The sequence below is a fragment of the Plastoroseomonas hellenica genome (assembly GCF_018129085.1).
Lineage (GTDB): Bacteria > Pseudomonadota > Alphaproteobacteria > Acetobacterales > Acetobacteraceae > Plastoroseomonas > Plastoroseomonas hellenica.
This window is the reverse complement of sequence record NZ_JAAGBB010000003.1, coordinates 179,900-193,119: the sequence shown is the minus strand read 5'-3', so window position 1 is coordinate 193,119 and position 13,220 is coordinate 179,900. Positions and strand designations below refer to the sequence as shown.

General features: G+C 69.1%; 14 protein-coding genes. 7 read left to right on the top strand and 7 right to left on the bottom strand.

The window, feature by feature from the left end; translation table 11 throughout:
• Window positions 1-28 precede the first annotated feature (28 nt).
• On the bottom strand, window positions 29-226 hold the full coding sequence (locus tag GXW71_RS03750) for a hypothetical protein (RefSeq protein WP_211851051.1): 198 nt from the start codon (window positions 224-226) through the stop codon (window positions 29-31).
• Here GXW71_RS03750 and GXW71_RS03745 point away from each other — a divergent pair.
• The 5 genes from GXW71_RS03745 to GXW71_RS03725 all read left to right on the top strand — a co-directional run bounded on the left by GXW71_RS03745 (window position 200) and on the right by GXW71_RS03725 (window position 6,114).
• Complete coding sequence (locus GXW71_RS03745; RefSeq protein ID WP_211851050.1) at window positions 200-2,005, top strand: EAL domain-containing protein; 1,806 nt, start codon at window positions 200-202, stop codon at window positions 2,003-2,005. The genes GXW71_RS03750 and GXW71_RS03745 overlap by 27 nt on opposite strands.
• A gap of 103 nt (window positions 2,006-2,108) precedes the next feature.
• Complete coding sequence (locus GXW71_RS03740) at window positions 2,109-2,642, top strand: carboxymuconolactone decarboxylase family protein (RefSeq protein ID WP_211851049.1); 534 nt, start codon at window positions 2,109-2,111, stop codon at window positions 2,640-2,642.
• Window positions 2,643-2,709: 67 nt separating this feature from the next.
• Window positions 2,710-4,377, top strand: a complete 1,668-nt coding sequence (locus GXW71_RS03735) for a thiamine pyrophosphate-binding protein (protein WP_211851048.1) — start codon at window positions 2,710-2,712, stop codon at window positions 4,375-4,377.
• A gap of 4 nt (window positions 4,378-4,381) precedes the next feature.
• A complete protein-coding gene (locus GXW71_RS03730) occupies window positions 4,382-5,344 on the top strand; it encodes a 3-hydroxyacyl-CoA dehydrogenase family protein (RefSeq protein WP_211851047.1) in 963 nt (320 codons plus the stop codon).
• Window positions 5,341-6,114 carry an SDR family NAD(P)-dependent oxidoreductase gene (locus GXW71_RS03725; RefSeq protein ID WP_211851046.1) on the top strand — a complete coding sequence of 258 codons (774 nt, stop codon included), beginning with the start codon at window positions 5,341-5,343 and terminating at the stop codon, window positions 6,112-6,114. Before GXW71_RS03730 ends, GXW71_RS03725 begins: the two co-directional genes overlap by 4 nt.
• Window positions 6,115-6,136: 22 nt before the next feature.
• On the opposite strand, the gene GXW71_RS03720 is transcribed toward GXW71_RS03725, so the two are convergent.
• Window positions 6,137-6,526: a RidA family protein gene (locus GXW71_RS03720; protein WP_211851045.1), complete on the bottom strand. Its 390-nt coding sequence runs from the start codon at window positions 6,524-6,526 to the stop codon at window positions 6,137-6,139.
• Window positions 6,527-6,538: 12 nt separating this feature from the next.
• Window positions 6,539-7,495 carry a Bug family tripartite tricarboxylate transporter substrate binding protein gene (locus GXW71_RS03715; RefSeq protein WP_211851044.1) on the bottom strand — a complete coding sequence of 319 codons (957 nt, stop codon included), beginning with the start codon at window positions 7,493-7,495 and terminating at the stop codon, window positions 6,539-6,541.
• Window positions 7,496-7,612: 117 nt separating this feature from the next.
• On the opposite strand from GXW71_RS03715, the gene GXW71_RS03710 reads away from it, so the two are divergent.
• A complete protein-coding gene (locus GXW71_RS03710) occupies window positions 7,613-8,815 on the top strand; it encodes a Zn-dependent hydrolase (RefSeq protein WP_211851043.1) in 1,203 nt (400 codons plus the stop codon).
• 218 nt (window positions 8,816-9,033) lie between these two features.
• Here the strand turns inward: GXW71_RS03710 and GXW71_RS03705 are convergent, their stop codons facing one another.
• Genes GXW71_RS03705 through GXW71_RS03690 form a run of 4 tightly spaced genes read right to left on the bottom strand, consistent with a single transcriptional unit; the run spans window position 9,034 to window position 12,229 of the window.
• Complete coding sequence (locus GXW71_RS03705; protein WP_211851042.1) at window positions 9,034-9,864, bottom strand: alpha/beta hydrolase; 831 nt, start codon at window positions 9,862-9,864, stop codon at window positions 9,034-9,036.
• Entirely contained in the window at window positions 9,861-10,832 is a 972-nt protein-coding gene (locus GXW71_RS03700; protein ID WP_211851041.1) for a D-2-hydroxyacid dehydrogenase family protein, read from the bottom strand. Before GXW71_RS03700 ends, GXW71_RS03705 begins: the two co-directional genes overlap by 4 nt.
• A 54-nt stretch (window positions 10,833-10,886) precedes the next feature.
• A complete protein-coding gene (locus GXW71_RS03695; RefSeq protein ID WP_211851040.1) occupies window positions 10,887-11,327 on the bottom strand; it encodes an acyl-CoA thioesterase in 441 nt (146 codons plus the stop codon).
• On the bottom strand, window positions 11,324-12,229 hold the full coding sequence (locus GXW71_RS03690) for an ABC transporter substrate-binding protein (RefSeq protein ID WP_211851039.1): 906 nt from the start codon (window positions 12,227-12,229) through the stop codon (window positions 11,324-11,326). Before GXW71_RS03690 ends, GXW71_RS03695 begins: the two co-directional genes overlap by 4 nt.
• A 193-nt stretch (window positions 12,230-12,422) precedes the next feature.
• Here GXW71_RS03690 and minC point away from each other — a divergent pair, with 193 nt between their 5' ends.
• Window positions 12,423-13,205, top strand: a complete 783-nt coding sequence (minC, locus tag GXW71_RS03685) for a septum site-determining protein MinC (RefSeq protein ID WP_211851038.1) — start codon at window positions 12,423-12,425, stop codon at window positions 13,203-13,205.
• Window positions 13,206-13,220: the final 15 nt, after the last annotated feature.

Below are 13,220 nucleotides of genomic sequence, written 5' to 3'. Positions count from 1 at the left end.
CGCGGAGCAAACAGAACGGTGGTAGCGATCACTCCAGCATGATCGAGCCGCTGGAGGCCAGCCTATGCAAGCGTTGAGTCCATTGGCCGATCAGCCCCGAGCGCAATGCCTGACCCATGATATCCGTGACGCGTTTGCCTCGGTTGCCACCAGCGCGGGCGAGGCGTTCCTTGACCAAGCCGATCGCCAGTTGAGTTGCGTGCTGCAGCCGATCGTCGAGTGCCATACCGGCACCCTCTACGGCGTCGAGGCACTGACACGAGGGTTCGAGGGGCTATCCCTGGGCGCGCCCGCCGTGCTGCTGGATCGCGCGGCCGAACTTGGGGTGCTCTGCGAGCTGGAGCGCCTGCTGCACCGGAAGGCGATCGCCGCCTTCTGTTGCCTGCCGGATCCGCAGCAGCGCCGCCTTTTCCTCAATCTCGACGGGCGCACCCTTGCCCTGACCGCGGGCCTGCAGGTGCTTGAGGGAGCCGCCGACGAGTTGCGGCGCCATGGCCTGCCGGCCTCCAATCTCTGCATTGAGCTGTCCGAGCGCCATGAGACGGTCTCGCTGCCGGGCTTTCGGCGGACGCTGCTGCAATGCCGGAAGCGAGGAATGCTGTTTGCCGCCGATGATTTCGGGCGCGGCCATTCCGAGATCCGCCTGCTGTTCGATGGCGGAATCGACTACATCAAGATCGACCACTTCCTGATCGAGAACCTCTCGAAGGATCCGCGCAAGCGGCTGTTCGTCGGGCGGATCGCCGGCTTCGCGCATACGCTCGGCCTCATGGTCATCGCCGAGGGCGTTGAGACGGAGGCGGATTTCCTGGCGGCGCGCGAGCTCGGCTGCGACCTGATCCAGGGCCACTACGTCGCCTGGCCATGCACCATGCCGGACACCGTGCTGCCGATCTATCCGGCGCTGGTCTCGGCCGTTGGCAAGGAGCGTCGCCGCCGCTCGGAGGCCGGTGACAGCGAGTTGCTGCTCGCGGCGATCGAACATCTGGAGACGGTCGAGCGCGATGATCACATCGAAAGGGCCTTCGAGATATTCCGCCGCAGCGGTGATCAGTCGGTCATCCCGGTCGTCGACAGGGTCGGTGCACCCAAGGGGCTGGTCCGGGAACGCGACCTGCGCGCCTTCATCTATGGCCGCTTCGGGCGGGATCTGCTGCAGAATCCAAACACGCAGAACACCGTCGCCAAGTTCCTGGTGGAATGCCCGGTCGCGAGTGTCCATGCGGATGCCGATGCTCTGCTCGGGATCTTCGGTGCCGCGCCCCCCGGTTGCGACGGCCTGCTGCTGCACGATGCCGGGCGCTATGTCGGCTTCGTATCGGCCGGCGCTCTGGTCGGCCTCCTGCATGAGAAGCGGCTGCGGCTGGCGCTCGACCAGAATCCCTTGACCCGCCTGCCCGGCAACCTCTCGGTCGCCGCCCACGCCGCGGACGCGTCGATCCGGTCAGATCAGGCTCGTCACCTCTGCTATCTCGACTTCGATCACTTCAAACCATTCAACGATCGCTACGGCTTCCGCGTCGGCGACCGCGCCATCATCCTCTTCGCCGAGGCGATGCGGCGCCATTTCCCGGAACGCGACGGTGTCTTCCTCGGCCATATCGGCGGCGACGATTTCTTCATCGGCGTCCATGGCCTGGAGGGTGCCGAGTTCGAGGCGCGCATCCGCGCCCTTCTCGAGGATTTCGCGGGCTCCGCCGCCATGTTCTACGAAACGCACGAGCGCAGCGAGGGCAGGGTGCCCGGCAAGGACCGGGAAGGCCGGGAGCGCTCCTTTCCGCTGCTCCGCTGCTCGGCCGCGGTGCTGGAGATCTCGGCGCGGCAGCCGGGTTGTGATCCGGACAAGCTGCTGACCGAGGTGGCCCGCCTGAAGTCGATCGCCAAGGCGTCGGATGACGGGGTGGCATGGTCGATCCTGGAATTGCCGCAGGTGCCGACGCGGCGCTCACCCGAGGATGATGCCCTGGACGAGCCGTCCAGGATGCGCGCAGCCGCGGCGAAGTAGCCTCAGGAGCGGTCGGCGCCCACCTTCCACGGGCGCGCTCCCTGGCCCAGAGTATCGGCAAGGTGGCCACCCCAACCCCGGCCGCCGCGAGGAAACGGACCGCATGGCGCGCATCCCCTATGCCGACCCCGATCGACCCGAGCACCGGGAGGCCGCGGCGCATATCCGCGCCTCCCGCAAGTCGATCGGCCACCTGCACCGGATGCTGCTGCACGCGCCCCCGATCGCCGCCGGCTGGATCGACATGTACGATGCCGTGCGCTTCAATTCGACGCTCTCCGGCAAGCTGCGCGAGCTGGTGATCCTGCGCATCGCCGCGATCAATGGCGCACCTTATGAATGGAATGCGCATGCCCCGATCGGCCTCGCCGAGGGCATGACCCAGGCGCAGCTCGACGCCGTGCCGGAGTGGGAGACGGCGAGCGTCTTCGATGCGACCGAGCGCGCGGCGCTCGCCTATGCCGATGCCATGACCCGGCATGTGCATGTGCCCGATGATGTGGCGGCTGCGGTGCGGGAACGGCTTTCGCCACGGGAGCTGGTGGAGCTCACGGTGACGGTCGCCGGCTACAACTGCGTGTCCCGCGTGCTGGAAGCCTTGGTGATCCGCGGCGACGATCCGCTGCCACCGGGCTGACGCCCATGCCCTTGCCGCACCGCGCGGTGCGGTGCAGCCTGCGCGCAGGATTAAGGGAGAGAAGCGCATGGCGGCAACCGGCGCCGAATGGCTGGCGCAGAGCCTCGCGGCCTCAGGCCAGACGCATGTGTTCTTCGTGGATGCCGTGCTGCGGCGGACCTTGCTCGGGCTCAGCGCCGCCGGGGTGAAGCCGGTGCTGGCGCATACCGAGAAGGCGGCCGTCTACATGGCCGATGGCTATGCGCGGATCAGCGGCAGGCCGGGCGTGGTCGCGGCGCAGTCGGTCGGTGCGGCGAACCTGGCCGCCGGCCTTCAGGACGCCTGGCTCCATCGCACGCCGATCGTCGCCATGACCGGCCGCAAGGTGCCGGCGCACCAGCACCGGAATGCCTACCAGGAGCTGGAGCATGCGCCGCTTTTCGCGCCGGTCACCAAGCTCTCGACCGATGTCGCCGATGCTGCCGACCTGCCGCGCGTGCTGCGTCAGGCCTTCGCCACGGCGGTCGCCATGCCGCCGCGCCCGGTGCATCTCGACCTCTTCGGCCTGCAGGCGGAGGTGATCGAAAGCGGCAGCGTTGCCGCCCCGCCTGCCGACCTCTCCGCCTTCCGTATCCCGATGCATCGGCCGGAACCCGATCCTGCCGCCATCGCCGCCGCGGCGAAGGCATTGCTGGCCGTGGGCAAGGTCGCGATCGTGGCTGGCGACGCCGCCGCACTCTCCGGCTGCGGGGAGGAGCTGATCGCGGTGGCGGAGGCGCTGGCGGCTCCCATCGCGACGGCACTCGGCGCCCGCAACATCATCGACACGCGGCATCCGCTGCATATCGGCGTCGCCGGCGCCTATGCCGGCCCGGCAACGAACCGCATCCTGGCCGATGCCGAGCTCATCCTCTTCGTCGGCGCCGATACCGGTGACATGCTGACCAACTATTGGCGTACGCCGAAGGCGGGCAGCGCCATCGTGCAGATCGATGCCGATCCCAGCGAGTTCGACCGCTCCTACCCCGCCACCGTCGCGGTGCAGGCCGACCCGAAGGCCGGGCTCAAGGCGTTGGCCGCGGCGCTCGGCCGGCCGGCACGTGACGGGGACTACCTGGCCGTGGCGCAGGCGACGATCGCCGGCTGGCGCGCCGAATGGGCGAGCCGCAAGACCCAGCCCGGCCAGGCGATCGATCCCGCCGATCTCGGCCGCGCGATCACGGAGGCGCTGCCGGCGGATGGCATCCTCGTCGCCGACACCGGTTATTCCGGCATCTGGACCGGCAACTGCATCGAGCTTTCCCCAGGCCAGACCTATCTGCGTGCCGCAGGCTCGCTCGGCTGGTCCTTCCCCGCCGCGCTCGGCGCCAAATGCGCGGCCCCCGACCGCGCGGTCCTCTGCTGGTCCGGCGACGGCGCGCTCTACTATCACCTCGCGGAGCTGGAGACGGCGCGGCGACGCGGCATCGCCGTGGTGCTCGTGGTGAACAACAATTCCGGCTTCGGGCAGGGTTGGCCGAACCTCGTGCGCAATGCCGGCAACCGGCCGGACGCCGCCGCCGAGCTGTTGCGCTTCGGCCCCACCGACTTCACCGCCGTCGCGCGCAGCTTCGGCCTCACCGGCATCCGCGTGGAGCGGCCGGAGGAGCTTGTCCCGGCGCTGAAGCGCGCCATCGCAGCCAAGGAGACCGTCGTCGTGGACGTGGTGACCGATATCGAAGCGCGCGCCCCCGCGCCCTGGACCCCGGAGATCTGACCCCATGACCAATGTCGCGGTACTTGGCGCCGGCACCATGGGCCATGCGTTGGCCCTGGTCTTCGCCCTTGGCGGCCACAAGGTGCGGCTGACCGACAGCAACCCGGCGACGCTCGCGCGTGCCCAGGGCCTGATGGAGAAAGCGCTGGAGACGCTGGTCGCGGCGGGGGAGGCGCCGGATGGCTGGACCTCAGCGCATCTCGCCCAGGCCCTGACCCGCCACGCGGATCTCGCGGAGACGGTCGATGGTGCCGAGCTCATCGTCGAGGCGATCGTCGAGAAGCCGGATGCGAAGCGCACGCTCTACGCGCAGCTCGATGCGGTGGCGCCGAAGGATGCGATCATCGCCTCCAACACCTCCTATCTCGACATCTTCCCGCTGATGCCGTCGGCACGCCAGAAGCGCACCCTGATCGCGCATTGGTACACGCCGCCCTACCTCGTCGACCTCGTCGATATCGTGGGCGGACCGGAGACCGACCCCGCCTGCATCGAGACGGTGCGCGCCATCTGCGCCGCGATGGGCAAGCAGCCGATCGTCATGCGGAAATTCGTCCCCGGCTATATCGCCAACCGGCTGCAGAGCGCGATCGGCCTCGAGGTGCAGAAGCTGCTCGACGACGGCGTGGCGACGGCGGAGGAGATCGACGCCGCCATCATCCATGGCATCGCGCTGCGCCTGCCGATCCTCGGCGTGCTGGCCAAGGCCGATTTCACGGGCTTGCCGATGATGCAGGATGCGCTGCGCAACAAGATGTACACGCCGCCCGAGGTGCGTGGGCAATCCGACGCGCTCGACGCCGCGGTCGCCGCCGGGCGCACCGGCGTGATGGCGGGTGCGGGATTCTATGACTGGAAGGGCGCCGATCCAGCCGCGCTGTTCGAAGCGCGCGACCGCCGGCTGCTCGCCCTCAAACAGGCGCTGCGGCGCATCGGCACCATGGCAGGGATGGAACGCGAGCTATGAGCATCCGCTACGACCTCAAAGGCAGTACGGCGCTGGTCACCGGCGGCGCTTCCGGCATCGGCCTCGCGACCGTCGAGATGCTGGCCCGCAATGGCTGCCGCGTCGCGATCAACCACCTCGCGGGCGACGCCCGCGGCGCCGAGCAGGTGGCGCGGCTCGCCGCCGAAGGCTTCGATGTCATCGCAGCACCCGGCAATGTCGGCGACGCCGTGGATGGGCCGCGCATGGTGGAGAAGGCGGTCGCCGATCTCGGCCGCCTCGACTACCTCGTGAACAATGCCGGCACCCCCGGCACTACCTCCATGATCCGCCCTGCGGAGCTGGAGCGTCTGACCGAGGAGCTCTGGAGCACCGTGCTGCAGGTGAACCTGCTCGGCGTCTTCCGCTGCACCAAGGCGGCAGCACCGGCGCTCCGCGCTGCGAAGGGCGCGGTGGTGTCCGTCGCCTCCATCGCCGGCCTCGATTCCCCCGGCTCCTCGATGGCTTATGGCGCCACCAAGGCCGGCGTGATCTCGCTGACCAAGAATCTGGCGCGCAGCCTGGCGCCGGAGGTGCGCGTCAACGCCATCGCGCCCGGCGCCGTCGATTCCTCCTGGATGGTCGAATGGACGGAGGAGCGGCGGAAGGCTTCGGCCGAGAAGGCGCTGCTCAAGCGGCGCTGCCAGCCGGAGGACCTGGCCGAAGTCATGGTCTTCCTGCTGGCCGGCGCCGCCATGGTCACGGGTCAGACCGTCGTCGTCGATGGCGGTCTGACTCTGGAGAGCCGCTGAGACGCGTACTGCGTCGCTGTCCTCAGGCGAGGACAGCGACGCATTCGATCTCCAGCAGGAAATTCGGCCGCGGCAGCGAATAGACGATCGCCGTGGTCCGCGCCGGGTATTTCCCGTCCGGGAAGTAGGAGGCGTAGATCCGGTTCATCTCCTCGAAATCCTCGCGCCGCGTGAGCAGGACGTTCACCTTCGCGACCCGGTCCCAGCCTGCCCCGGCGGTCTTCAGGATGCCGGTGATGCTCTCCATCACCTGCCGCATCTGTGCAGGAAAATCTCCGATGGCGAGCTTGCCCTCCGCGTCATAGGCGGGGATGCCCGAGACATAGAGGAGGTTGCCCACCTTCACGGCCGGCGACAGCGGCGCCGCGACCTTGAACTGGCCTTCGGGAAAGATGTGCTCCAGCGGGGTCATCGCATGATCTCCTCAATCTGTCCGTACATTGGCGGCCCGGATCACCTCCGCATAGGTCGCGAAGTCGCGGCGCATGCGGGCACCGAAGGCGTCCGCGCCGACACCGAGGATGCTGAAGGCCTGATCGGTCAGCCGCGCCGCCACCTCCTGCTTCGCCAGCGCCGCGAGCCAGGCCGCGCTCAGCCGCGCCGCGATCGGCGCGGGCACCGCTGCCGGCGCCACCACGCCGAACCAGGTGTCCGAGAGCACCTGCCCGAAGCCGAGCTCGGCAAGCGTCGGCACCTCCGACATGCGGGACGAACGCTGCGGCGCCGCGATGGCCAGGGGCCGGATCTGCCCGGCCCGAGTCGGTTGCGCCACGTCCGGCTCATTCATGAACATGAACTCCACGCGGCCAGCGAAGAGGTCGGTATAGGCCTGCGCGGCGCCGCGGTAGGGCACATGGGTCGCGTTAAGCCGTGCCAGGATCTTGAGCTGCTCGGCGCCCAGATGGTTGGAGGTGCCGTTGCCGTAGGATCCGAAGGACAGCCCCGGACCCGGCCGCCGCGCGGCCGCGAGGAAGCCCGTGAAATCCTGCGCGACCGCAGGCGCCACCACCAGCACATGCGGCACCACCGTCAGCAGCGCGATCGGCCGGAAGTCGCGGAGCGGGTCGTAGGTGAGGTTGGGCTGCATCGAGCCATTGATCAGGAATGAATTGGCGACCATCAACGTGGTCTGTCCGTCCGGCGCGGCGCGGGAGACAGCCTCCGTCCCGATCACCGTGCCGCCGCCGGGCCGATTCTCGATCACCACCGTCCGCCCGATCTCGGCCTGCACCGCCGGCGCCATCTGGCGCGCGACATTGTCCATGGTGCCGCCGGGCGGGAAGGGGATCACCAGCCGATGCGTGCCCGCGCCCTGGGCGGCCGCAGGCCTCGTCAAAATAGAGCTGGCGCTGAGGGCGAGTACGGCACGGCGGCTCGGCATCCTGGGGCTCCCAGTGCTTCCGCACGCAACATAACGCCATCGTGAGGCCGCGCCACCCATTGCTGCACATGCGAGAAACGATCAGCATGATTCCCGCTGCGCAGAGGGGATTTCATCGTGCCGATCGTCGATACCGCCCGCTTCCTCCAGGATCTCCACGAGCTCCGCCAGATCGGCAAGTTCAAGACCGGCGTGCACCGCCCGACCTTCTCGCCGCAGGACATGGAAAGCCGGCGCTGGCTGATGCAGCGCATGGCGGAAATCGGGCTCGAACCTTCGATCGACGGCATCGGCAATGTCTTCGGCCGCCACAAGGGCGACGGCCCGCACCTCCTCTCGGGCTCCCATATCGAGAGCCAGAACGAGGCCGGCTGGCTCGACGGCGCGCTCGGTGTCATCGGCGCGCTGGCGCTGGCCCGCAGCGGGCTGCCGGTCGATGTCTGCGCCTTCGCCGATGAGGAAGGCCATTTCCAGATCGGCTTCCCGGGCAGCCGGTCGATCGTCGGCGACCTCACCGAGGAGGAGATGGACGGCAGCCGCGATCGGACCAGCGGCACCCCGCTTCGCGAGGCGATCGCCAATGCTGGGCTCGCCGGCATCCCGCGCATGCGCCTCGACCCCGGCCGCTACAAAGGCTTCTTCGAGATGCATATCGAGCAGGGAACCCAGCTCGAGAATGCCGGCCTACGCCTCGGCGTCGTTACCGGCATCGTCGCCATCTGGCAGTGGCGCATCGTCATCGAAGGCCAGCAGGACCATGCGGGCGGCACCACCATGGCAGAGCGCCGCGACGCCGGCCTCACCGCCGTGCGCCTGCTCGCGGAGATCGACCGCCACTTCCCGATGCTGTCAGGCGAGCGCACCGTCTGGACCACCGGCCGCATCGCGCTGGACCCCGGCGCGCCCTCCATCATTCCCGGCAAGGCCGACATCTTCTTCCAGTTCCGCGACATCGACATGGTCGTGCTGAAGCGGCTGGAGACCGGGCTGCGCGCGCTGATCCAGGAAAGCAACCGGCGGGAGCGCTGCAAGGCGACGTTGCATGCGCTTCGCCTCGACACGCCGGCGCTCTGCGATCCCCGCATGCAGGACGCACTGAAGGCCGCCGCCGAGCAGCACGCGCCAGGCCTCTGGCAGAGCATGCCCTCGGGCGCCGGGCACGATGCGCAGATCATCAGCCAGAAGCTGCCGGTCGCGATGCTCTTCGTCCCCTCCATCGGCGGCATCAGCCACCACTGGGCCGAAGACACCAAGGAAGAAGACCTGGCCCTCGGCGCCCAGGTGCTGGCGGATGCGGCTGAGCGGTTCCTGGTGATGTGACGCTGTCCCGGGCAGGGCTCTGCCCTCTCCGGACCTCACCCGCAAGGAGCCTGGAGGCTCCTTGACCTGCTTCACTTGGTGGCCCGATAGCGAAGGGGTGTCCGGCAGATGGCCGGACGCCCCTTCGCTATCGGGGCTCTAAAATGATCCGGGTGCAGGGGCCTGCAGGCTCCTGCTGGGTGGGGTCTGGGGAGGGCAAAGCCCTCCCCAGGGCAACATCACACCAACAGGGCCGCGGCCGCCCGCAGCAGCATGCCGTTCGGTTGGCGGAAGGCTTCCAGGACGCGAAAGTGGTCGGCGCCGGGGATCGGGATGAGTGGTCCCGGGGCCTGGGCGGCGGCGCGCATCGCGTGGAAGTCGCGGCTCTGCCGGCAGAGCTCCGGCAACTCGGCCGCGCCATAGGCGATGGCGATCGGCTTCTGCACCACCGGGCGGCGCATCGGCGACAGGTCCGCGATTTCGGTGTCACTCAATTGCAGGGCGGTGTTGAGGTAGGTGTCGCGGATCGGCGCCAGCTCATAGATGCCGGAAATCGCCAGCGCCGCCGTCACCGCCGGATGCTCGGCGGCGAGCGCCGCGAGATGCCCGCCCGCCGACCAGCCGGAGGCGATGATCGGCCCCGCCGCGCCGTGCTCCGCGCCATGCGCGGAGAGCCAGTCGAGCGCTGCGTGAATCTGCCAGGCGATCTGCGTCAGGCTGCCTTCGGGCGCCAGGGAGTAGCCGTTCATCGCGACCGACCAGCCCATGGCATTGGCGCCTTCGGCGAGGGCCGCGAAATCCTCACGCCGGTTGCGCTGCCAATAGCCGCCATGGATGAAGACCATCACCGGGGCATCGGCATCCGGTCCCGGATAGATGTCCCAGGCCTCGCGCTCGCTGTCGCCGAAGCGCAGGTCGAGATGCTGGATGCGCGCCGCGCGATAGGGCGCGCTCGCCGCATTGCGTTCGGCGATCAGCGCGGCGGCATCGGGGACGGCATTGTTGTTGTTAAAGGCAGCGTCGCGCGCCGCCTGGTCCAGCGTGTCCCAACCGGGGGGAAGGTGGCTCATGGTTCCATCACCCGCACCGGGTGTCCCGCTTCGAAGGCGTTGATCGCTTCCACGGCGCCGGTGAAATAGGCGCGGTAATTCTGTTCCGACACATAACCCAGATGCGGCGTCAGCACGGTGTTCGGTGCCGAGAGGATCGGATGCCCGGGCCTCAGCGGTTCCTCGTCGAAGACGTCGAGGCCGGCGCCGGCGATGCGGCCTTCCTTCAGCGCTGCGATCAGCGCTGGCTGATCGATCAGCGGCCCGCGGCTGGTGTTCACGACGAAGGTTGTCTTCTTCATCCGCGCCAGGTCGGCCGCGCCAATGATTCCCCGCGAGCGTTCCGAGAGCACGACATGCAAGGTGATGATATCAGCCTCAGCCAGCAGCACATCCTTGTCGACCCTGATGGCGCCGACTTCCGCCGCGCGCTCGGCGGTCAGGTTCTGGCTCCAGGCGATGACCTTCATGCCGAAGGCCGCGCCCACCCGCGCGACGCGGGCGCCGAGCTTGCCGAGGCCGATGACGCCGAGCGTTTTGCCCTCAAGCCCGATGCCGACGCTGGTCTGCCAATGCCCGGCGCGCAGGCTGTCCTGCTGGCGCGGGATGTCGCGCGCGAGGCTGAGGATCAGCCCCCAGGCGAGGTCGACGGTCGGCGCCCCGAAATCGGGCGTGCCGCAGACGGTGATGCCATGCTCCACGCAGGCGGCGATATCGAAGGATCGGTTGCGCCGTGCCGTGCTCATCAGCAGCCTGAGGTTCGGCAGGCGCTCGATCAGCGCACGCGGGAAGGGCGTGCGCTCGCGCATCGCCAGGATGGCGTCGAAGGGCGCCAGGCGCTCCACCAGCGCATCGCGATCATGCAGCGTGTCGCGGAAGACGGTGATGTCGAGCGATTTCGGCAGATCATCCCAGGGGCCCAGCGACAGCGTCACGCCCTGGTAGTCATCGAGGATCGCGAGGCGCCGCAGCGGTGCGAATTTGGTCATGGAGGGCTCCTTTTGCGCGGCAGTCTCGCGGCTTCGCGAGACCCGCGCAACGGGTCAGGGGGTAATCGCCAGGGCGGTCAGGGCGCTGCGCAGCCGTTCCGGCATCGGGATCGGCGTCTTCTGGGTGGCGCGGTCCACATAGACATGGATGAAGTGCCCCTCCGCGCATGCCTGGTCCTCCCCGTTGCGGAAAATGCCGATCTCGTAGCGGACGGAGGAGGTGCCGATCCGCCCGCAGCGCAGGCCGCAGGTGATGGCATCCGGAAAGGCGATCGGCGCGAAGTAGCGGCACTTCGTCTCCACCACCAGGCCGACCACGGGACTGGTCGCAATGTCGAGCACGCCCTCGGCGATCAGGAAATGCGCGACCGCGGTGTCGAAGTAGGAATAGTAGACGACGTTGTTGACGTGCCCGTAGACGTCGTTGTCCATCCAGCGGGTGTCGAGCGTGATGAAGCGCCGGTAGTCGGCGCGGGTGCCGATCGCGGCCTTCATGCGGCGAGCGCGCGATCAACGATCGCCTCGTCCACGCATTCCTCGAAGCTCGGCAGGCGGGGGAGCTGGCCGGCGCTCGCCATCGAATCCCTGAGGCGGTCGAAGGCGATGCGCGGGAAGCGCGGATCGGTGGCCCAAAGCTGCTTCGCCTTGTAGCGCGTCAATGCGCGGCTCAGCAGCGGGAAGGGCAGGTCCGGGAAAAGCGGCGCGATCGTTGCCGCGATCTCCGCCGGCTCCGCGCTCGCGATCCAGGCCAGTGCCTCGCCGATCGCGCGGATCATCGCGGCGAATTCATCGCCCCGCTCGGCGATGCGCGCCTCGGTAGCGTAGAGCGCGGTATAGGCGGTCGGTCCGCGGTCCGCCGCCGCCTGCCAGACTGCGCCGCCGGCCGCTTCCACCTGGCTCGCGAAGGGCTCGAACATTTGCGCGACATCGAGCCTGCCGTCCCGCAGCGCCGCCGCATTCTCGGCCATGGAGGGGCCGAGCGTCACCGCCAGCGCTTCCGGATCGAGCCCGGCCTCCCGGATATCGTGCTGCAGGCACCACCAGGGCGTCGGCACTTCCGCCACCGCGCCAAGGCGCAGGTTCTCGAGGTCGCGGGTCGTGAAGCCGGGGCGTGGGGCGGCGCCCATCAGGTAGAAGGGGTCCTTCATCACCACGGCGGCGAAGCTCTTGAGCGGGCAGGCGGCGTCGCGGGCATGCAGCAGCATCACCCGCATCGGCCCCGACCAGGCGATGTCGGCGCGTCCGGCCAGCAGGTTGTCGGCGGCCTTGGAGGGGTCGCCGGCGGTGTCCCGCCGGACCTCGATCCCCTGCCGCGCATAGAGGCCGCGCCGTTCCGCGACATAGAAGGGGGCGTAGAAGACGGCCCGGAAGGGCTCGTTCAGGATAATGGGCTGCAAGGCGCGCTCCCGCTCGGACGCCTGACTATGGGCGTGCCGTTGCGGGTGCGGAAGACCGGGGCCCCACCATTTCCGGCGATCCGGGCTTCGCCCGGCAGCCAGTGGCCGCTATAGCTTCCTGCTACGCTCAGCGCTGTCGGGGCCACCCGATTCGCGTCCTGCCACGCCAGACAGAGGATTTCCCGGGCCCATCATGTCCGCTGTGCCCCAGCCCCGCATCGAGCCTTTCCGTCTGCGTGGCGCCAATTTCAACCTGCTGGTGTTGCGCCTGCTCGATTCCCGGATCGATCAGGTGGTGCCGGCGCTCGGCGACCAGTTCCGCCGCGCGCCTGGCTTCCTGCGCTTCGCTCCCCTGGTGGTTGGGCTTGCGGATCTTTCGGTGCCCGCCGCGGAGATGGATTTCGCCGGCCTCGTGACAGCGCTGCGGGCGCTCGAGATCGTGCCCATCGGCACTACCGGCGGAACGCCGGAGCTGCGCCAGGCGGCGATCGCCGCCGGCCTGCCGCCGCTTCGCCAGTCCGGCAGCGACGAGCCGCGGGACCCCGCGCCGGCGCCGGCCGCAGCAGCCGAGGCCGCGCCCGCGCCACCACCGGCCGCGGCAGCCCCATCGCCGCCAGCCTCGGGCGCCCAGCGCCCGACCATGATCGTCGACCAGCCGGTGCGCGCCGGGCAGCGGGTCTGGGCGCAGGGCGCCGACCTGATCGTGACCGGCACCGTGAATGCGGGGGCGGAGGTGATCGCCGACGGCAACCTGCACGTCTATGGCACCTTGCGCGGCCGCGCGATCGCCGGCGGCGCCGAGAATACCGAGGCGCGGATCTTCGCGCAGAATTTCGACCCGGAACTCGTCTCCATCGCTGGCTACTACGCGGTGCGCGAGGGGCTGGCCGCCGCGCCCATCGGGCGCGCGGTGCAGGTCCGCCTCGCAGGCGAGAGCCTCCGCTTCGACCCCATCGGGTCCGGCGGGGGCGGGTAGGCACAGGAGGAGCCC

Coding starts and splice junctions, on each gene's coding strand:
- GXW71_RS03750 (WP_211851051.1), bottom strand. CDS start 226: ATGGCACTCGACGATCGGCTGCAGCACGCAACTCAACTGGCGATCGGC.
- GXW71_RS03740 (WP_211851049.1), top strand. CDS start 2,109: ATGGCGCGCATCCCCTATGCCGACCCCGATCGACCCGAGCACCGGGAG.
- GXW71_RS03735 (WP_211851048.1), top strand. CDS start 2,710: ATGGCGGCAACCGGCGCCGAATGGCTGGCGCAGAGCCTCGCGGCCTCA.
- GXW71_RS03730 (WP_211851047.1), top strand. CDS start 4,382: ATGACCAATGTCGCGGTACTTGGCGCCGGCACCATGGGCCATGCGTTG.
- GXW71_RS03725 (WP_211851046.1), top strand. CDS start 5,341: ATGAGCATCCGCTACGACCTCAAAGGCAGTACGGCGCTGGTCACCGGC.
- GXW71_RS03720 (WP_211851045.1), bottom strand. CDS start 6,526: ATGACCCCGCTGGAGCACATCTTTCCCGAAGGCCAGTTCAAGGTCGCG.
- GXW71_RS03715 (WP_211851044.1), bottom strand. CDS start 7,495: ATGCCGAGCCGCCGTGCCGTACTCGCCCTCAGCGCCAGCTCTATTTTG.
- GXW71_RS03705 (WP_211851042.1), bottom strand. CDS start 9,864: ATGAGCCACCTTCCCCCCGGTTGGGACACGCTGGACCAGGCGGCGCGC.
- GXW71_RS03700 (WP_211851041.1), bottom strand. CDS start 10,832: ATGACCAAATTCGCACCGCTGCGGCGCCTCGCGATCCTCGATGACTAC.
- GXW71_RS03695 (WP_211851040.1), bottom strand. CDS start 11,327: ATGAAGGCCGCGATCGGCACCCGCGCCGACTACCGGCGCTTCATCACG.
- minC (WP_211851038.1), top strand. CDS start 12,423: ATGTCCGCTGTGCCCCAGCCCCGCATCGAGCCTTTCCGTCTGCGTGGC.